Annotated in this window: 16 protein-coding genes and 1 pseudogene; 13 read left to right on the top strand and 4 right to left on the bottom strand. The window is 67.0% G+C overall.

From position 1 onward, the window contains the following. Positions 1-156: 156 nt before the first annotated feature. The 4 genes from GV832_RS06825 (at position 157) to folD (ending at position 4,046) form a co-directional block, all read left to right on the top strand. The gene (locus GV832_RS06825; RefSeq protein WP_227754278.1) at positions 157-1,833 is read left to right on the top strand and encodes a formate--tetrahydrofolate ligase; all 1,677 of its coding nucleotides are present in this window, start codon (positions 157-159) and stop codon (positions 1,831-1,833) included. A 126-nt stretch (positions 1,834-1,959) separates the two neighbouring features. Beyond that, on the top strand, positions 1,960-2,250 hold the full coding sequence (locus GV832_RS06820) for a chorismate mutase (RefSeq protein ID WP_168774096.1): 291 nt from the start codon (positions 1,960-1,962) through the stop codon (positions 2,248-2,250). After that, positions 2,247-3,122 carry a bifunctional 5,10-methylenetetrahydrofolate dehydrogenase/5,10-methenyltetrahydrofolate cyclohydrolase gene (locus GV832_RS06815; RefSeq protein ID WP_168774095.1) on the top strand — a complete coding sequence of 292 codons (876 nt, stop codon included), beginning with the start codon at positions 2,247-2,249 and terminating at the stop codon, positions 3,120-3,122. The genes GV832_RS06820 and GV832_RS06815 overlap by 4 nt, the downstream gene beginning before the upstream one ends. 39 nt (positions 3,123-3,161) lie before the next feature. Beyond that, positions 3,162-4,046: a bifunctional methylenetetrahydrofolate dehydrogenase/methenyltetrahydrofolate cyclohydrolase FolD gene (folD, locus tag GV832_RS06810; RefSeq protein WP_168774094.1), complete on the top strand. Its 885-nt coding sequence runs from the start codon at positions 3,162-3,164 to the stop codon at positions 4,044-4,046. Between the two features lie 144 nt (positions 4,047-4,190). Here folD and pdeM read toward each other — a convergent pair whose 3' ends face one another. Together pdeM and GV832_RS06800 are read right to left on the bottom strand one after the other, a co-directional pair. Further along, positions 4,191-4,838 carry a ligase-associated DNA damage response endonuclease PdeM gene (gene pdeM, locus GV832_RS06805; RefSeq protein ID WP_168774093.1) on the bottom strand — a complete coding sequence of 216 codons (648 nt, stop codon included), beginning with the start codon at positions 4,836-4,838 and terminating at the stop codon, positions 4,191-4,193. Positions 4,839-5,227: 389 nt separating this feature from the next. Then, positions 5,228-7,600, bottom strand: a complete 2,373-nt coding sequence (locus tag GV832_RS06800; RefSeq protein ID WP_168774092.1) for a ligase-associated DNA damage response DEXH box helicase — start codon at positions 7,598-7,600, stop codon at positions 5,228-5,230. A 47-nt stretch (positions 7,601-7,647) separates the two neighbouring features. Here GV832_RS06800 and GV832_RS06795 point away from each other — a divergent pair, with 47 nt between their 5' ends. The 6 genes from GV832_RS06795 (at position 7,648) to GV832_RS06770 (ending at position 13,833) form a co-directional block, all read left to right on the top strand. Then, the gene (locus tag GV832_RS06795) at positions 7,648-8,577 is read left to right on the top strand and encodes an NAD-dependent epimerase/dehydratase family protein (protein ID WP_168774091.1); all 930 of its coding nucleotides are present in this window, start codon (positions 7,648-7,650) and stop codon (positions 8,575-8,577) included. A 125-nt stretch (positions 8,578-8,702) separates the two neighbouring features. After that, entirely contained in the window at positions 8,703-9,509 is an 807-nt protein-coding gene (locus GV832_RS06790) for a TIGR00282 family metallophosphoesterase (RefSeq protein WP_168774090.1), read from the top strand. Continuing rightward, a complete protein-coding gene (locus tag GV832_RS06785; protein ID WP_168774089.1) occupies positions 9,506-10,393 on the top strand; it encodes a DMT family transporter in 888 nt (295 codons plus the stop codon). The genes GV832_RS06790 and GV832_RS06785 overlap by 4 nt, the downstream gene beginning before the upstream one ends. A gap of 90 nt (positions 10,394-10,483) precedes the next feature. Further along, positions 10,484-12,268 (top strand): SLC13 family permease, encoded by a 1,785-nt coding sequence (locus GV832_RS06780; RefSeq protein ID WP_168774088.1) that lies wholly within the window; start codon positions 10,484-10,486, stop codon positions 12,266-12,268. Positions 12,269-12,331: 63 nt separating this feature from the next. Continuing rightward, the gene (locus GV832_RS06775) at positions 12,332-13,024 is read left to right on the top strand and encodes an NYN domain-containing protein (protein ID WP_168774087.1); all 693 of its coding nucleotides are present in this window, start codon (positions 12,332-12,334) and stop codon (positions 13,022-13,024) included. Positions 13,025-13,092: 68 nt separating this feature from the next. Continuing rightward, the gene (locus GV832_RS06770; RefSeq protein ID WP_168774086.1) at positions 13,093-13,833 is read left to right on the top strand and encodes a YebC/PmpR family DNA-binding transcriptional regulator; all 741 of its coding nucleotides are present in this window, start codon (positions 13,093-13,095) and stop codon (positions 13,831-13,833) included. Between the two features lie 206 nt (positions 13,834-14,039). On the opposite strand, the gene GV832_RS06765 is transcribed toward GV832_RS06770, so the two are convergent. Then, positions 14,040-15,011 carry an aldose epimerase family protein gene (locus GV832_RS06765; RefSeq protein WP_168774085.1) on the bottom strand — a complete coding sequence of 324 codons (972 nt, stop codon included), beginning with the start codon at positions 15,009-15,011 and terminating at the stop codon, positions 14,040-14,042. A gap of 121 nt (positions 15,012-15,132) precedes the next feature. Further along, complete coding sequence (locus tag GV832_RS06760) at positions 15,133-15,954, bottom strand: zinc ABC transporter substrate-binding protein (protein ID WP_168774084.1); 822 nt, start codon at positions 15,952-15,954, stop codon at positions 15,133-15,135. A 75-nt stretch (positions 15,955-16,029) separates the two neighbouring features. Here GV832_RS06760 and GV832_RS06755 point away from each other — a divergent pair, with 75 nt between their 5' ends. From GV832_RS06755 to GV832_RS06745, 3 genes and pseudogenes are all read left to right on the top strand, one after another. Then, complete coding sequence (locus GV832_RS06755) at positions 16,030-16,536, top strand: Fur family transcriptional regulator (protein WP_168774083.1); 507 nt, start codon at positions 16,030-16,032, stop codon at positions 16,534-16,536. Next, a pseudogene (locus GV832_RS06750) lies at positions 16,526-17,266 on the top strand (ATP-binding cassette domain-containing protein); the annotation flags it as partial. The gene GV832_RS06755 and the pseudogene GV832_RS06750, both read left to right, overlap by 11 nt. A gap of 187 nt (positions 17,267-17,453) precedes the next feature. Beyond that, on the top strand, positions 17,454-18,239 hold the full coding sequence (locus GV832_RS06745; RefSeq protein WP_168774081.1) for a metal ABC transporter permease: 786 nt from the start codon (positions 17,454-17,456) through the stop codon (positions 18,237-18,239). The last annotated feature ends 164 nt before the right edge of the window (positions 18,240-18,403 follow it).

Genomic DNA, 18,403 nt, shown 5'->3' with positions numbered 1-18,403 from the left:
CCAATTCTGGAATATTCCCCGCTCACGTTCCATTCTTTCCGATCGGAAACAGGCTCTGGCGAATTTGGTGGAACCTTGGTCGCAAAAGCGACTTCCGCTTGTCGCATCCGGGGCTACACCTGTGGCCAAAGCCCCTTTGCCCACCGGGAGAGTATCATGGCCTTCAAGACCGACATCGAAATCGCGCGCGAAGCGAAGAAGAAACCGATCCTCGAGATCGGCGCCAAGCTTGGCATCCCCTCCGAGAGCCTGCTTCCTTATGGCCATGACAAGGCCAAGGTCTCGCAGGAATTCATCGAAAGCCTCGCGGGCCGTCCCGATGGCAAGCTGATCCTGGTGACCGCGATCAACCCGACCCCGGCGGGCGAGGGCAAGACCACGACCACCGTTGGTCTGGGTGACGGCTTGAACCGCATCGGCAAGAAGGCGGTCGTTTGCATCCGCGAAGCCTCCCTCGGCCCGAACTTCGGGATGAAGGGTGGCGCTGCCGGCGGCGGCATGGCCCAGGTCGTGCCGATGGAGGAGATGAACCTCCACTTCACCGGCGACTTCCATGCGATCACCTCGGCCCACAACCTCTTGTCGGCGATGATCGACAACCACATCTACTGGGGCAATGAGCAGGACATCGACGCGCGCCGCATCACCTGGCGCCGGGTCATGGACATGAACGACCGCGCGCTGCGCGATATCGTGGTGAACCTGGGCGGCGTGGCCAATGGCTTCCCGCGTCAGACGGGCTTTGACATCACGGTCGCCTCGGAAGTCATGGCGATCCTCTGCCTCTCCAAGGACCTGACCGACCTGCAAACCCGTCTCGGCAACATCGTGATCGGCTATCGCCGCGACAAGACCCCGGTCTATTGCCGCGACGTGAAGGCCGATGGCGCGATGACCGTTCTCTTGAAGGACGCGATGCAGCCGAACCTGGTGCAGACGCTGGAGAACAACCCGGCCTTCGTCCATGGCGGGCCTTTCGCCAACATCGCCCATGGCTGCAACTCGGTCATCGCCACCAAGACCGCGCTGAAGCTGGGGGAATATGTCGTCACTGAGGCCGGTTTCGGCGCGGACCTCGGCGCCGAGAAGTTCTTCGACATCAAGTGCCGCAAGGCCGGGCTGAAGCCTGCCGCCGCGGTGATCGTGGCCACGGTGCGCGCGATGAAGATGAACGGCGGCGTGGCCAAGGCCGATCTGGGCGCCGAGAACGTGGCCGCCGTGCAGAAGGGCTGCCCGAACCTCGGCCGTCACATTGCGAACGTGAAGGGCTTCGGCGTTCCGGTGGTCGTGGCGATCAACCATTTCTACAGCGACACCGATGCGGAAGTGGCGGCCGTGAAGGCCTATGTGGCCGAGCAGGGCGCGGAAGCGATCCTGTGCAAGCACTGGGCGAATGGCTCGGCGGGCATCGAAGAGCTGGCGCACAAGGTGGTTTCGCTGGCGGAATCCGGCGCCTCGACCTTCGCGCCGCTCTACCCGGATGAAATGCCGCTGTTCCAGAAGATCGAGACGATTGCCAAGCGGATCTACCACGCCTCGGAAGTCATCGCCGACAAGTCGATCCGTGACCAGCTGAAGGCCTGGGAGGCCGCTGGCTACGGCAACCTGCCGGTCTGCATGGCCAAGACGCAGTATTCCTTCTCGACCGACCCGAACCTGCGCGGCGCGCCCACCGGCCACACGGTCCCGGTCCGCGAAGTGCGTCTCTCGGCCGGCGCCGGCTTCATCGTCGCGATCTGCGGCGAGATCATGACCATGCCGGGCCTGCCCAAGGTGCCCTCGGCCGAGGTGATCCGGCTGAACGACCAGGGCTTCGTCGAAGGCCTGTTCTGAGTGGACACCCCGGGGAGGTTTCACACCTCCCCGGACCCCTCCGTGGGATATTTTTGGACCAATGAAAGACCTTTTCCGGGGGCCCTGCTTGGCCTATCTGGGGCCTGAACGGAAAAGGGGGCTGCGATGAAAGCGGCGGATTGCAAGACGATGGCCGAGATCCGGGCCGAGATCGACCGGCTGGATGCGGCGCTGGTCGCGCTGTTTGCCGAGCGCGCGGGCTATATCGACCGGGCGGCGCAGATCAAGGGGCCCCTGGCCATGCCGGCACGGATCGAGGCGCGTGTTGAGGAAGTCGTCATGAATGTCGGCGATCATGCGCGCGCGGCCGGCTTGGATGCTGATCTCTATCAGGCGATCTGGCGCCAAGTGATCGACTGGTCCATCGCGCGGGAAGAGAAAGTGCTGGGAATATGACGGCGACGCTGATCGACGGGAAAGCCATTGCCGCCAGGATGATGGCGGAAACGCGGGCCGAAGCCCTGGGGCTTGCGGGTCAGGGCTGGGAGCCGCGCCTGGTCTCGATTTCGGTCGGCGATGTGGCGGCGGCGGAATTGTATGTGCGCAACCAGAGCCGCCAGGCCGAGGCGGCCGGGGTGGCTTTCGAGGCGCGCAATTACCCCTCCGAGATCAGTCTCGAGCAGTTGGTGGGGGTTCTGCAGGGTCTGAACGCCGATCCGCGCGTCAATGGCATCATCATCCAGCGCCCCCTGCCCGGCCATATCCCGGTCAAGACGCTGCAGAAGGCAGTGCATCCCTTGAAGGATGTGGAGGGGATGCATCCCTCCTCGATCGGGAACATCGTCTACAACGACCTGGCCTTGGGCCCCTGCACCGCCGTTGCCGCGGTCGAGATATTGAAGACCCTGCCCCTGAAGGTCGATGGGCTGGAAGTCTGCGTCATTGGCCATTCCGAGATCGTGGGCAAGCCGATCGCCTTCCTGATGATGGGGCTCGGGGCGACGGTCACGGTCTGCCATCACATGACGCGGCAAGTGGCGGTCCATTCCCGCGCCGCGGATGCGGTTTTCGTGGCCGTGGGCAAGCCGGGCCTGGTGACGGGCGCCATGCTGAAGCCGGGCGCGGCGCTGATCGACATCGGGATCAACCGGGTTGAGGGGCGGACGGTGGGCGACGCCGATTTCGCCTCTTGTGCCGAGGTGGCGGGCTGGATCACCCCGGTTCCGGGCGGGGTGGGGCCGGTGACGGTGGCCATCCTGATGAAGAATGCGGTCCTTGCGACCAAGATGCAAAAAGACCACTACGCGGCGGCCTTTGCCTCCGCCTGAACCAGAACGAGAGCCCATCGGGCCCAGACGGAGGAAGACATGACCAAGGTGATCGACGGCAAGGCCTTTGCGGCCAAGGTGCGCGCAGAGGTGGCGACCCATGTGGCCGCCCTGAAGGAGAAGGGCATCGTCCCGGGCCTCGCGGTCGTGCTGGTGGGGGAAGACCCGGCCTCGAAAGTCTATGTGAAGAACAAGCATGCCTCGACGGTGGAAGTGGGAATGAACTCCTACGAGCATCGTCTGGATGCGGCGACCTCGGAGGCCGATCTTCTGGCGCTGATCGACAAGCTGAACGCCGATCCAGCGGTGCATGGCATCCTGGTGCAGCTGCCCTTGCCGGGGCATCTGAACTCCGAGCTGGTGATCAACCGGATTGATCCGGCCAAGGATGTGGACGGCTTCCATATCTCGAATGTGGGGCTTTTGGGGACCGGGCAGAAGTCCATGGTGCCCTGCACGCCCTTGGGCTGCCTGATGATGCTGCGCGATCACCATGGGAGCCTCGCGGGGCTGAATGCGGTGGTCGTGGGGCGGTCGAACATCGTGGGCAAGCCCATGGCGCAGCTTCTCTTGGGCGACAGCTGCACGGTGACGATTGCGCATAGCCGCACCAAGGACCTGGCGGCGGTCTGCCGGGGCGCGGATATCCTGGTGGCGGCGGTGGGCCGTCCCGAGATGATCACCGGCGATTTCGTGAAGCCCGGGGCCACGGTGATCGACGTGGGCATCAACCGGATCGAGCGCGACGGCAAGGGCAAGATCGTGGGCGATGTGCATTACGAAAGCGCCGCCGCCGTGGCGGGCGCCATCACCCCGGTGCCGGGTGGCGTGGGGCCCATGACCATCGCTTGCCTTCTGGCCAATACCTTGACCGCCTGCTGCCGGTCGAATGGCCTGGCGGAGCCCAAGGGGCTGACGGCCTGAAGCTTGCGCGTCGCGAGCCTGCGGGCTGACGCCCTGGTCCGCGACACGCCCGAAGGCGGGGGCTGCCGCCCCCGCACCCCCGCCCAAAGGGGAGCACGCTCCCCTTTGGAAACCCCGTGAGTATTTGGGCCAAGTTGAAAGGGCCTAGCCGCGCATCGGGCGGATGAGGCATTTGGTTCCGGTGAGCACGGCCAGGGCGTCAGGGGCCATGAGCGCCTGGAGCTCGGGCGCGTCGCTCCACAGGCCCCCGGTATAGGTGCCATAGGCGGGCAGGATCACCCTTTCCTTGTCGACCAGGAAACAGGGCGCCACCTTGCCCGGCAGGCGCGCTTTCGGGTGGTAATGGCCCGAGACCTCCCCCGCCGCCCCCGTGCAGATATGCCGGAAGACCAGCGGCCCCAGCGCCACTTCCCCCCGATGCGCCCCCGGCAGCGCCAGGGGTCCGGGATCATGGTTGCCCTCGACCCAGGTCCAGACCCGCCCCGCCATCAGCCGCAGAAGCCAGAGTCGGCAACTCTCCTCCATGGCGCCCTCCGAGGCCAGGTCGTCGAAACTGTCGCCGAGGCAGATGACCTGGCCCGCCCCCGTGGCCTCGAGGTCGCCGTCCAGCTTGGTCAGCGTCGCCTGGGTCTCATAGGGCGGCAAGAGGCTGCCCCCCCGCCGCGCCAGCCGCTCGGACTTGCCGAAATGCAGGTCCGAGACGGTCAGAAGCCCCGCCTCCGGCCACCAGAGGGCGCCCGAGGGCAGGGCCATCAGCCCGACACCTGCAAGGGAAAAGGAATAGCCATCCATCCCTTGGCTTTTGCCCCGAGACCCGGAAAAGGCAAGCCCCCAATCGGCCGGAGCCCCTCCGAGACCCTGGCACCGCGCTCCGGGGAACCCAAGCGCAACGCCCAGCCGCCAGACCCACGGACTACCGCCCGAAGCGCCCCCTGCGCCTGCCACGCCCCGAACACCGCTCCAAGCCCCCCAGGCCTCCGCATACCGCCCAAAGCACCGCCCTGGCCCCTTCACGTCTTTCACATTGGCCCAAATATCCTCGGGGGGGAGGCGAAGCCTCGGGGGGCAGACAGCCCCCCTCCAAGCGCGGCCCCGGGCGCGACCGTGGTTAACAACCTCCTAACCGCTCAGGAATACCCTTTTAAGGTCAAGGGCTTGCGCTCCCTTGCACGCGTGCAAGCCTAGCCCAGCCCCGCCGCCCGCAGCATCTCGCGGGCGGCATCCTCGGCCAGCCTCTCGCGGGCCTGGCCATGGATCGGGACCTTTCCCGGCTCCAGCATCAGGGGCGCGGCCAGGGGGGAGACCCGGTCCAGCCGCCGGAAATCCACCCGGTCGCCGACCCGGTCCAGAAGCGCCTCGATCCGGCCGAAGTCGACGAGGCCGCGCATGGCCTCTTCCCGCGTGATTTCCAGGAGCAGATGGCCGGGATCAAAGCGCCGCAGCGTGTCGTAAAGGATGTCGCTGGAAAAGGTCGCCTGCCGCCCGGATTTCCGCCGCCCCTGGTGGCTGCGCTCGATCAGGCCGGCCACGATGGCCACGTTTCGGAAGGTCCGCTTCATCACGGCGTTGCCTGCCAGCCAGGTCTCCACCCCCTCGCGCAGGCGCGCGCGGTCAAGCGCGAAGCCCCGCACCGGCTCCAGCCCCCAGATCAGCGTCGCGTAATCGGTGGCGACGAAGCCCAGGGGGGCGAGGCTCAGGGCCTCCATCTCCTTGGTCAGCAAGAGCCCCAGGGTCTGCTGCGCATTCCGCCCGGCAAAGCCATAGACACAGAGGTGCTCGCGCCCGTCATGGGGAAAGCTCTCCATCAAGAGCCGGTCCGGGCGCGGCAACTGGCTGACCTCGCGCTGGAGGTTCAGCCAGTCGGAGGTGTGGTGCGGCAGGTCCAGGGGCTCCTGGAACATCCGCAGGATGCGGTCCGAAAGCTGGGTCGAGGTCGCGAACTTCGTCCCATTGAAGACCGCGACCTTGGGGGGCCTCCCGGGGTCGCGCGTCACTTCGACGGTCATTTCGCGGAGCCCGTGGAACCGCACGACCTCGCCGCCGATCAGGAAGGTATCGCCGGGGGTCAGGGTGGCGGCGAAGCTCTCCTCGATCTCGCCCAGGGGCGCGCCCCGGCCTTTCAGCGAGACCTTCAGCGTCTCGACCTCGATGATCGTGCCCAGGTTCTGCCGGATCACCGCGGCCGCGCGGGGGTCGCGCAGGGTCCAAAGCCCGCCGCGCAGCATCAGCCTTTGCCAGCGGTCATAGGCCCGCAGCGCATAGCCCCCGGTGGCCACGAAATCGAGGCAGGCGTCGAACTCGGCCCGCGTCAGGTCGGCATAGGCCCCGACCGAGGCGACCTCGGCATAAAGCGCCCCGGCGTCGAAGCCGCCCGCGCAAGCCGTGGCCAGGATATGCTGGCAGAGCACATCCCTCGGCCCCCGCCCCCTCGGCTCGCCATCGAGGTCGCGGGCCTTCACGGCCTCCAGCGCCGCCTTGCATTCCACGACCTCCATCCGGTTGGCCGGCACCAGCAGAGCCTTGGAGGGCGCGTTGTAACGATGGTTCGCCCGCCCGATCCGCTGCACCAGCCGCTTGACGTTCTTGGGCGCGCCGACCTGGATCACCAGGTCCACGTCGCCCCAGTCGATGCCAAGGTCCAGAGACCCGGTGCAGACCACCGCCCGCAGGGCACCCGCCGCCATCGCGGCCTCGACCCGCTCGCGCTGCTCGCGGGAGAGGGAGCCATGGTGGATGCCGATGGGCAGGTCCGTGTCATTGGCCATCCAGAGGTTGCGGAAGAAGATCTCGGCCTGGGCGCGGGTGTTGTGGAAGATCAGCGTCGTGCGGTGGCGCTTGACCTCTTCCAGCACCGCCGGAATGGCATAGGCCGCCCCGCCCCCGGCCCAGGGCGGATCGCCCGCCTCCAGCATCGAGATATCGGGCTCCGGCCCCGGATCGGCCATCAGCACCCCGGTCCCCGCGCCGAGCCAGGCGGCCAGCGCGCCGGGATCCTCCACCGTGGCCGAGAGCCCGACCCGCCGCAGCCCCGGGTTCATCGCCTGCAACCGCGCCAGCTGCAGCATCAGCTGATCGCCGCGCTTGCTTTCGGCCAGGGCATGGATCTCGTCCACGATGACCCTTTGGAGCCCCGCAAAGATGCGCGGCGCATCCTCATAGGTCAGCAAAAGCGCGAGGCTTTCCGGCGTCGTCAGCAATATATGCGGCGGATCCGCCCTCTGCCGCCTGCGCTGGGTATAGCCGGTGTCGCCGGTCCGGTCCTCGATCCGGATCGCCAGCCCCGCGCCCTCCACCGGGCGGCCAAGGTTGCGGCGGATATCCGAGGTCAGGGCCTTCAGGGGCGAGATATAGAGCGTATGGAGCCCCTTGGCGGGCGCGGCCCCAAGCTCGGCCAGCGTCGGCAGGAAGCCCGCCAGGGTCTTGCCGCCCCCGGTCGGCGCGATGAGCAGGGTGGAGGCCTCCCCCGCCCGGTCCAGCATCTGAAGCTGATGGGGATGCAAGGCCCAGCCCTGGGCCTGGAACCACTCCGTCAAGGCTTGCGGCAACAGCGTCATGGGGCCAAGGATAGTGCCGGGAACAGCCCGTGCAATGGGAGACAGTCATGCGCATCACGATCATCGGCGGGGCGGGCCATGTGGGAACTTACCTCGTGCCCATGCTGGTCCAGGCGGGCCACCAGGTCACCAATGTGACGCGCGGCCAGTCGCGGCCCTACCTGCCCCACCGCGCCTGGGACCAGGTCACCCAGGTGACGATGAACCGCGCGGCCCCGGATTTCGCCGATTCCGTGGCCGCCACAACCCCGGATGCGGTCATCGACATGATCTGCTTCACCCCGGCCCAGCATGAAGCCCTGGCCCAGGCGCTGCGGGGACGCATCACCCACCTGATCCATATCGGCACGATCTGGGTCCATGGCCGCCCCGGCCCCTCCCCCACGCGCGAGGAAGACCCCCGCCAGCCCTTCGGCGATTACGGCATCCAGAAAAGCCTGCTGGAGGACCTGATCCTGACCGAGGCCCGCAAGGGCGGCCTGCCCGCCACCGTCATCCGCCCCGGCCATATCGTGGGCCCCGGCTGGGTGCCTCTGAACCCGGCGGGCAATTTCAACCCTCAGGTCTTCCGCGACATCGCCGCTGGCCGCCCGCTGACCCTGCCGAACTTCGGCCTGGAGACCGTCCACCATGTCCATGCCGAGGATGTGGCCCAGGCCGTCCTGGGCGCCCTGACCCATTGGAGCACCGCCGTGGGGGAATCCTTCAACGCCGTTTCCCCCGCAGCCCTGAACCTCCGCCACTATGCCGAGGCGCTTTACCGCCACTTCGGCCACGAACCCGCGCTGAGCTTCGCCCCCTTCGAGACCTGGGCCAAGAGCCAGAGCCCCGAGGATGCCGAGGCCACCTGGGAGCACATCGCCCGCTCCCCCTGTCACGCGATCGACAAGGCCCGCCGCCTGATCGGCTACCAGCCCCGCCACACCTCCCTGCAAGCCGTGATCGAGGCCCTGACCGCCCTGCCCGGCGGCCTCTGAGCCTCTTTCATACTGACCCAAATATCCCCGGGGAGGTCTGGAGGGGCAGGCGGCCCCTCCAGCGGCCGACACCAGAGGTCGCGTTCAGGATTGCGCCAAGGCGCCCCAAAGGGTAACGCAGGCCCATGCGTATCCTTTTCCTCGGCGATGTCGTCGGCAAAACCGGGCGGGTGGCCATCACCGACCGCCTTCCCAAGCTCCGCAGCGACTGGGGGCTCGATTTCGTCGTGGTCAACGGCGAGAATGCCTCCAATGGCGCGGGGCTCACGGCCGAGCATGCGCGCGGCATCCTGGCCGCTGGCGCCGATTGCGTGACGCTGGGGGACCATGCCTTCGACCAGAAGGACATGTTCCAGTTCATCGAACAGGAGCCCCGCATCATCCGGCCGCTGAATTTCTCCAAGGTCGCCCCGGGCAAGGGGGCGCGGGTCTTCGAGGCGACCCAGGGTCGCCGGGTGCTGGTCACCCAGGTCCTGGGCCAGGTCTTCATGAAACGCCCCTTCGACGATCCTTTCTCGGCGGTGTCAGAGGTCCTGAAGACCCATGGCGGCGCGGTCCAGGCTTCGGTCGTGGAGATCCACGCCGAGGCGACCTCCGAGAAGATGGCCATGGGGCATTGGGTCGATGGACAGGCGAGCCTGGTCGTGGGGACCCATACCCATGTCGCCACCGCCGATGCGATGATCCTGGCCAAGGGCACGGGCTACCTGACCGATGCGGGCATGTGCGGGGATTATGACAGCGTCATCGGCATGCAGAAGCTTGAACCGCTGCGGCGCTTCATCACCGGCATGGCCTCGGGCCGGTTCGAGCCGGCCGAGGGGGAGGCCACGCTCTCGGGCGTCTATGTGGAAACCGATGACAAAACCGGCCGCGCCACCCGCATCGAGATGGTCCGCCAGGGCGGCAAGCTGAAGCAGTCGGGACCATGAGCCACGGCTGGAAAGAGCGCGGCCTGGTCCTGGCGCTTGGCGCGGGCTGGGGGATGACCCAGCCCCTGGGCAAGATCGCGACCTCCTCGGGCCATCCGGCCTTTGGGCTGGTCTTCTGGCAGCTTGTGACCTGCATCCTGGTCCTGGGTCTGATCACCCTGGTGCGTCGTCGCGGCATCGGCTGGCGGCGCGAGCACCTGGGCTTTTTCGTCATGGTGGCGCTTCTGGGCACCGTGGTGCCGAACTTCACCTTCTATACCTCGGCGGCGCAGCTTCCCTCGGGGATCATGTCGATCATCATCTCGACCATTCCCCTGATCGCCTTTCCGATCAACCTGGCGCTGAAGATGGACCATTTCGACCTGAAGCGCGCCATGGGCCTGGCCCTGGGGCTGACCGGGGTGCTGATGATCGCCTTGCCGCAATCCTCCCTGCCCGACCGGGCGATGCTGGCCTTCCTGCCCATCGCGATGATCGGACCGCTCTGCTATGCGCTGGAGAACACCTATGTCGCCCACAAGGGGCTTGGCGGCCTCGATGCCATCTCGGCCATGCTCGGGGTCTCTTGCGTGGCGGCCTGCATGGTGGGCGTCCTGATGCTGGTGACGGGGCAAGGCTACATCCCCGGAGCGACCTGGCCCGATGCGGCCCTGGCGATCTCGTCCGCGCTGCACGGGCTTTTGTACGCCACCTTCGTCTGGCTCGCCGCCCGCACCGGGGCGGTCTTTGCCAGCCAGTCCTCCTATGTCACCACGGTTTCCGGCGTGACCTTCGCGATGCTGTTCCTCGGAGAGCGCCCCTCGCCCTGGATCTGGGCCGCCATGGTGGTGCTTTTGGCAGGAATGACGCTGGTGAAACCGCGCGTAAGGCATATTCCTGCTTAACACGACCTTTATTGTAGAATTTTCTTGTCGCCGCGAAAGAATCACGTCAAACCGGGTCGGGTATCGACGCGGTTGGTGACGGAGGTTCGCATGTTTGGCCTGGAATTCGCGCCCGAGTGGCATCCCTGGATGGCTTTGGGGATCATGCTGGTCATGTTCACCATGTTCGTGCGCGAGACCTATCCGATGGAGGTCGTCGCCATCGGCGGCGCGGTCGTCATGATGGTCACGGGCCTTCTGCCCATCAAGGAGGCGGGGGCGGTGCTCTCGAACTCGGCCCCCTGGACCATCGCGCTGATGTTCATGGTCATGGGCGGCCTTGTGCGGACGGGCGCGGTCGAAATGCTGATCGGCATGGCGGAATCCCGGGTCGAGACCTATCCCAAGGCCACGATCCTGGTGCTGTTTGGCTTCGTCGCCGTGGCTTCGGCCTTCATGAACAACACGCCCCTGGTCGCCGTCATGATCCCGGTCGTCATCCAGATCGCGGCGAAACTGGGGAAGGCGCCCTCGCGCTTCCTGATCCCCCTGTCGCATATGACCGTGCTGGGGGGGATGATCACGCTGATCGGAACCTCGACCAATATCCTGGTGGATGGCGTGGCCACGAAACAGGGGATGGAGCCCTTCTCGCTGTTCGAGATCGCGCCCCTGGGCATTGCCATCACCCTGGTGGGCGGGATCTACATGCTGATCGCGGCGCCCCGGCTTCTGCCCGACCGCCAGTCGATGGCGGCTTTGCTCGGCGACCGGAACAAGCGGAAATACTTCACCGAGGTCGCCATCCCCGAGGATTCGGTGCTGATCGGCAAGAGGGTGCTGGACGTGGGCCAGTTCAAGCGCAACGGGGTTCGCGTCATCGACGTCCTGCGCGGCGATGCCAGCCTGCGGCGCAACCTGGCCCCGGTGGTGCTGGAGCCTGGCGACCGCGTCGTCCTGCGCACCGAGGTCTCGGAGCTTCTGGAGATGCAGAACCGCACCGATATGCGCATCGCCGACAAGCTGTCCTCTGTGGAAACCGAGACGGTCGAAGTCCTGGTGACTCCGGGCTGCAAGATGGTGGGCCAGACGCTGGGCGCGCTGCGTCTGCGGCGGCGCTATGGGGTCTATCCCCTGGCGCTGCACCGCAAGGACAAGAACATCGGCCGCCAGATGGACGATGTCGAGGTCCAGGTCGGCGACACGCTTCTGATCGAGGGCACGACCGAGGACATCAAGCGCCTGGCGCTCGACATGGACCTGGTCGATATCTCGCATCCGACGGCCCGGGCCTATCGCCGGACCAAGGCGCCGATTGCGATTGGCGCGCTGGTTTTCGTCATCGCGCTTTCGTCCTTCGACGTGGCGCCGATCCAGGTCCTGGCCTTCCTGGCCGTGGGGATCATCCTGATCGCCCGCTGCATCGACAGCGACGAGGCCCTGGGCTTCGTCGATGGCCGCCTGATGGCGATGATCTTCGCCATGCTGGCGGTGGGGGCGGGGCTGGACGCCTCGGGCGCGGTCGAGATGATCGTGACAGCGGTCAAGCCCTGGATGGAGGGGCTCTCGCCCTTCATGCTGATCCTGGCCATTTACCTCATGGGCCTGATCCTGACCGAGTTCCTGTCCAACAACGCCGTGGCGGTGATCTATACGCCGATTGCGATCGAGCTGGCCAACCAGTTGGGCGTCGACCCCCGGCCCTTCGTCGTGGCGGTGATGTTCTCGGCCACCTTGGCCTTTGCGACGCCGATTGGCTATCAGACCAACATGATGGTCTATGGCCCGGGGGGCTACAAGTTCCTCGACTTCACCCGGATCGGCGTGCCCTTGAACATCATCACCTGGCTCGTGGCCTCTTTCCTGATCCCGGTGATCTGGCCGCTTTATCCCTGAGGCCAAATTCCTGCCCGAATCTGCGGGCAATCTGGTGTCGTTCCATGCGCCCTGGATTGCCCGATGACCATTGCCCTTCTGATCGACGCCGACAATGTGGCGGCCAACCGTTACCCCGAGATCCTGGCCCATGCACAGTCTCTCGGAGAGGTGACGATCCGCCGCGCCTATGCGGACACGAAGCACCTGCAGGCCTGGTCCGAGATTGCCGGACTGCGCGCCTTCCACTCCGGCATGGACAAGAATTCGTCCGACCTCCAGTTAACTGTAGACGCGATGGAGCTGGCGCTGCGGGACAAGGTCGCGCGGTTTGTGATCGCCTCATCGGACGGAGGCTTCAGCCACCTGGCCCTGAAGCTGCGGGAATACGGGCTGGAGGTGGTGGGGATGGGCGGCCCGCAGGCCCCGCCCAGGTTCCGCGAAGCCTGCACGGGGTTTCAGGTACTGTCCACCGTCGAGCCGAGCAAGCCCGCTCCTCCCAAGGCGGAACCGATGCCGGTCATCAGCCCAGTCTCAGCCCCGATCGCCAAGCCGAAGGCTACAGCCTCGGCGATCGACCAGGAGGTCTGCCGCCTCATTTCCGAGCGCGGGGGCAAGATTCGGATGAACCTGCTCAACCCGGAGATCTTCCGGCGCATCGGCATCAACATCTCGACGCAACCCGAAAAGACCTGGCGCGCCTATCTGTTGAAACGGCCGCACCTGTTTGCCGTCGATCCAAAGGGCCCCGAGGCCTGCGTCCGCCGCCTCTCCTGACCCCTGCCCTTGCAGCAGCCCGCCCTGCTGGTGTAAAGGGCCTCAACTTCTGACAAAGGATCGGGGACATGGCAGGCCATTCCAAATGGGCGAACATCCAGCATCGCAAGGGCAAGGCGGATGCGGCGCGCTCGAAGATGTTTTCCAAGATGTCCAAGGAAATCACCGTGGCGGCCAAGATGGGCATGCCTGACCCGGACATGAACCCGCGCCTGCGCCTGGCGGTCAAGGCGGCCAAGGCGGCCTCGATGCCCAAGGACGTGATCGACCGCGCCATCAAGAAGAGCCAGATGGGCGATGCGGGCGATTACACGGAAATCCGCTATGAGGGCTATGGGGTGAATGGCATCGCCATCATCGTCGAGGCGCTGACCGACAACCTGAACCGCACGGCGTCGAATGTGCGCTCGTACTTCTCGAAATGCGGCGGGAACCTGGGCCAGACCGGCTCGGTCAGCCATGGCTTCGACCGGGTGGGCGAGATCACCTATCCGGCCAAGGCGGGGACGGCCGACGAGGTGATGATGGCGGCCTTGGAGGCCGGGGCCGATGATGTCGAAAGCGACGAAGAGGGCCATTGGATCTATTGCAAGGTCGAAGAGCTGAGCGCGGTTTCCGAGGCCCTGGAAAAGGCTTTGGGCGAATCGACCGAGGCCAAGTTGATCTGGAAGCCGCAGACCCTGACCGAGGTCGATCTCGAGACCGCGCAAAAGCTGATGCGGCTGGTGGATCTCCTGGAAGAGGATGACGACGTGCAGTCGGTCACCCATAATTTCGACGTCCCCGAGGATGTCGCCGCGCAGCTTTAAGACCCCTTCGGGTGGCGCATGACAAGGCCCGGACCAGAGGTCCGGGCCTTGTCATGCGCGGTGGCCCTGCCGACTGTGAGGGCGGCGGCAGGACGGGGGCGTGGTTCTGCCGACTTTGGGGTTGGGTGAACCCGGGGTATACCCCGGGCTACGGGTTGGGGCGGCAGGGCTGCGCTGTCCCGGGCTTGACCCGGGACCTCCTGCGGTCAGCGGTTGAAGCGCCACTCGGTCACTTGCGTCACGGGCTCGCCGGGGCGCAGGTCGATGGCGGGGAAGCCCGGGTGGTTGGGCGCGTCGGGCCAGGCCTGGGCCTCGATGGCCAGGCCCTCGTGGAAGCCGCGCCCGGGCCGCGCCGCGTTGCGGGCGTCATAGACCTGGATCCCGCTTTCCGTCGTCGCCACCGTCAGGGAGACACCATCGCGGCCGCGCAGCCACAGGACCTCGCGCAGGGCCTGGCGCCCGCCGGAGAGGCAGAAGTTGGTGTCCAGAACGGTATCCTCGGGGGTCACGACGCGACCCCGGCGGAAGTCCATGGCTCCGGCGACCGGGGCGATTTCTCCGGTCGGGGTGAAGTCCTCGGTCGTGGGCAGATAGTGGTTGGCGGCGATGCGCAGCTCGTGGCCGGCCCAGGTCTCGGTCCCGTCGAGGTTCCAGTAGGAATGGTTGGCGGCGTTGAAGAGCGTGGGGGCATCGGTCTCGGCCGTGACCTCCATCCGCAGCGCGGGGCCCGGGCCGATGGAAAGCCGCGCGCGGATATGGCGGTTGCCGGGGAAGCCGCCCTCGCCATCGGGCAGGCGCAGGCCCAGGGTCACATGGGTCTCGGTCAGCTGCTCGATCTCCCAGACCTTGTGCTGCCCGCCCGCCGCGCCGGAGTGCAGCGTGTGCTTGCCCGCCTGGTTCCGCTCGAAGGCCAGCTCTGCCCCGTTGACCCGCGCCCGCCCGCCCGAGAGCCGGTTCACCACGGGCACGACCAGGGAGCCATGGTGGCGCATCTTGCCCTCGTAATCCGAGAGCGTATCAGACCCCAGCGTCAGGTCATGGGCCACCCCCTCCAGCCGCACCGATTGCAGGGTCACGCCCTTGGTCAGGAAGCTGGCGGTCAGCCCATGGGCCTGCAGGGTGATCTTTTCCACCGGAATGCCGGAGGCGGTGGTTCCAAAGGCCTGGCGGGTGATCATGGCGGTCTCCTTTCCGCCTTGGTGGCCCGCCCGGCCTTCGGGGTCAAGGCTTAGTCTCTGCCTGGCGCGGGCAGCGACCTTACCGCTGCCTTGGCGCCTCTTTTGCGGCAAAGAATGGCCCTCAGCGGCAGGTGGCAAGCCCATCGGCCAGGCGCTGCATCAGGATCGCCCAGGCCTGGGGCGTGGGGTCGAGGTCAGAGCCCACGGGGTTCAGCGCCGGGCCGAGCGTGCCGAAGGCCTCCAGCAGGGCGGGGTCATGGGCCTCTTCGGGGAAGATGCAGGCGATCTCGCCGGACTTCACCCGGGCCTCGACCTCGGCCAGGCGGGCGGCGCCGGGGGCATGGGCCTCTCCGGCCGCCAGTCCGCCCTGGTAGGGCAGCTTGTAATGCGCGGCCAGGTAGCCATAGGCGTCGTGATAGGTCAGGAAGGGCTTCAGGCCCGTGAGCTGCGCGGCCAGCTTGGCATCGAGCGCGTCGATCTCGGCCAAGGCGGCCTCGGCATTGGCGGCATAGGTCGCGGCATTCTCCGGGTCGAGCTCCGACAGGCGGGCGGCGATCAGCCCGGTCCAGGCCTTGGCATTGACCGGGGAAAGCCAGGCATGGGGGTTCACGCCGCCCTCGGGGTAATCCATCTTCAGCGTCTCGGGCGCCTCCAAGAGGGTCAGCTTCGGCACCTCGACGGCTTCCAGCGCATGGCCAAGCTCATGGGTCAGGTCCTCGCCCATCCAGACCACGAGGTCCGCCTCGGTCATGGCCTCCATCTGGCTGGGCTTCAAGGCCAGGTCATGCTCGTCGCCGCCCTTGTCCAGGAGAACCACGGGCTGGCCCAGGTCGCCCATGACCGCCGCGACCAGGCCCGCGACGGGGGGGATATCGGTGATGACCTTGGGCGCCTCGGCCAGGACGGGAGAGGCGGTCAACAGGAGTGCAAGGAAAGCGCGCATGGGGTTTTCACTTCGCTGGGAATGTTATACTGTAACGCCCTACGATGTGATAGTATAACATGTCAAGGCCCCCTCATGCATGACGACTGCCCCGGCTGCGCCGCTCCCGGCCTTGCCTTTGCCCCTCATGACCATGCGCGCTGCGCGGGCGATGTCATGGCGCTGGCCGAGGCGCAACTGGCGGCCTCGGGTCAGCGCCTGACCCCGGTGCGGCGCCGGACGCTGGAGATCCTCTTGGAGAGCCACCGGGCTTTGGGCGCCTATGACGTGCTGGAGCGCCTGGCCGCCGAGGGCTATGGCCGCCAGCCCCCCGTGGCCTATCGCGCGCTGGAGTTCCTGGAGGAGCATGGCCTCGCCCATCGCATCCGCCGCCTGAACGCCTTCACCGCCTGCATGCATCCGGGCGAGGCCCATGCCCCGGTCTTCCTGATCTGCCGCGCCTGCCAATCGGTGTCAGAGGCCGAGGGCGCGCCCGTGGCGGCGACGGTTGCTCATGCGGCGGGCGGCTTTGCGGTCGAAAGGCTGACGATCGAGGCCCTGGGCCTCTGCCCCGCCTGCCAGGAGGAAGCCCATGCTGGATAGGACCCCCCTGTTGCAGGCCCATGACCTGCGCGTGACGCTTGGTGCGACCGAGGTCCTGACCGGCGTCGATTTCGCGATCCGCCAGGGCGAGATCGTCACGGTCCTGGGGCCGAATGGCTCGGGGAAGAGCACGCTGATGCGGGCGCTTCTAGGGATGATCCCGGCGGGCGGCCAGGTGGTGCGGGCGCCCGGCCTGCGGGTGGGCTATGTGCCGCAGAAGCTGGCCCTGGACCGGTCGCTGCCCATGACGGTGCGGCGCTTTTTGTCGCTGCCGGTTCGGGTCAAGGATGCCGAGGCGGCGCAGGTGCTGGAGCGCGTGGGCATGGCGGGTATGGGGCCGAGGCTTTTGTCGGGCCTCTCGGGCGGGCAGTTGCAGCGGGTGATGTTGGCGCGGGCTCTTCTGGGCCGCCCGCAGCTTTTGGTGCTGGACGAGCCGACCTCGGGGCTGGACCAACCGGGCGAGGCGGCCTTCTACCGGCTGATCGCCGAGGTCCGGGCCGAGACCGGGGCGGCGGTGCTCATGGTCTCTCATGACCTGCATGTGGTCATGGCGGCCTCGGACCGCGTGGTCTGCCTGAACCACCATATCTGCTGCGAGGGGACGCCAAGGGTGGTCTCGGCTGCTCCGGAGTATCGGGCACTGTTTGGCCTGGGGACGCAGGGGGCACTGGCTTTGTATCAGCACCGGCATGACCACAGCCATGACGGGGTCCATGACCATGGGGCGCATGGGCACCATGACCACGGGCATGGGCACGCGGTCGAGGTCACGGGTCACAGCGGGCATGGACACCATGACCACGGGCACGACCACCACGGGCATGACCACGAAAGGCGGCATCGGGTCGAGGTCCCGAGGCAAGCCCGGGACGGCGGGGAGTTGGGGGTGAAGTTTGCATCAGGAAAGGAGACCCCAGATGCTTCCTGAGTTCCTGATCCGCGCGGGCCTGGCGGGGCTTGGCCTGACCTTGGCCACCGGGCCGCTTGGCGCCTTCGTCCTCTGGCGCCGCATGGCCTATTTCGGCGATGCCACGGCCCATGCCTCGATCCTGGGCGTAGCCCTGGCCCTGGCGACCGGGCTGCCGGTGGGCCTTGGCACGCTGACCGTGGCGCTGAGCGTGGCGGTCACGGTGGCGACGCTTTCGGCGCGCGGTTGGGCGGTGGACACGACGCTCGGCGTATTGGCACATGGCGCGCTGGCGGTCGGGCTTGTGGCGATCTCTTTCGTCAAGGGGGTGAATGTCTCGCTGGAGAGCTATCTCTTCGGCGATATCCTCGCCGTGACCTGGACCGAGGTGGCCCTGGTCTGGGGCGGGTCGGCCTCGGTCCTGGCGCTGCTTCTGTGGCGCTGGCAGGGGATGCTGACGGCGACGCTGGACCCCGACCTCGCCCGGGCCAGCGGCATCGACCCCGACCGCGAGAGGCTCTGGCTGACCCTGGCCCTGGCCGTCGTCATCGCCGTGGCGATCAAGCTGGTGGGAGCGCTTTTGATCGCGGCCCTCCTCCTGATCCCCGCCGCCACCGCAAGGGCGCTGTCCAGGGGCCCCGAACAGATGGCGGCGCTGGCCTCGGGCGTCGGCGCGCTTTCGGTGATCGCGGGGCTGGCGCTCTCGCTGAACCAGGACACGCCCGCAGGCCCCTCCATCGCCGCCCTCGCCGCTGGCCTCTTCGCCCTGGCCGCCAGCCTCCGCCGCCAGGGCTGAGAGGGGCATGGGGGGCGGGGTGCGGAGGCAAACCGTGGCGCCAGTGGCGCCGCGTAAGTTCCCGAAGCGGGGCGGGAGCCCCCCATGCCCCTCTCACGCGTCGGTTTTTACGCCCCATGTCGTTTTTCGCCGCCTCACGTCGCGCTGACTTGCCCAAGTCGGCC

It is taken from the genome of Stagnihabitans tardus, assembly GCF_009925085.1.
GTDB lineage: Bacteria > Pseudomonadota > Alphaproteobacteria > Rhodobacterales > Rhodobacteraceae > Stagnihabitans > Stagnihabitans tardus.
This window is presented reverse-complemented; position numbering and strand designations above follow the sequence as displayed.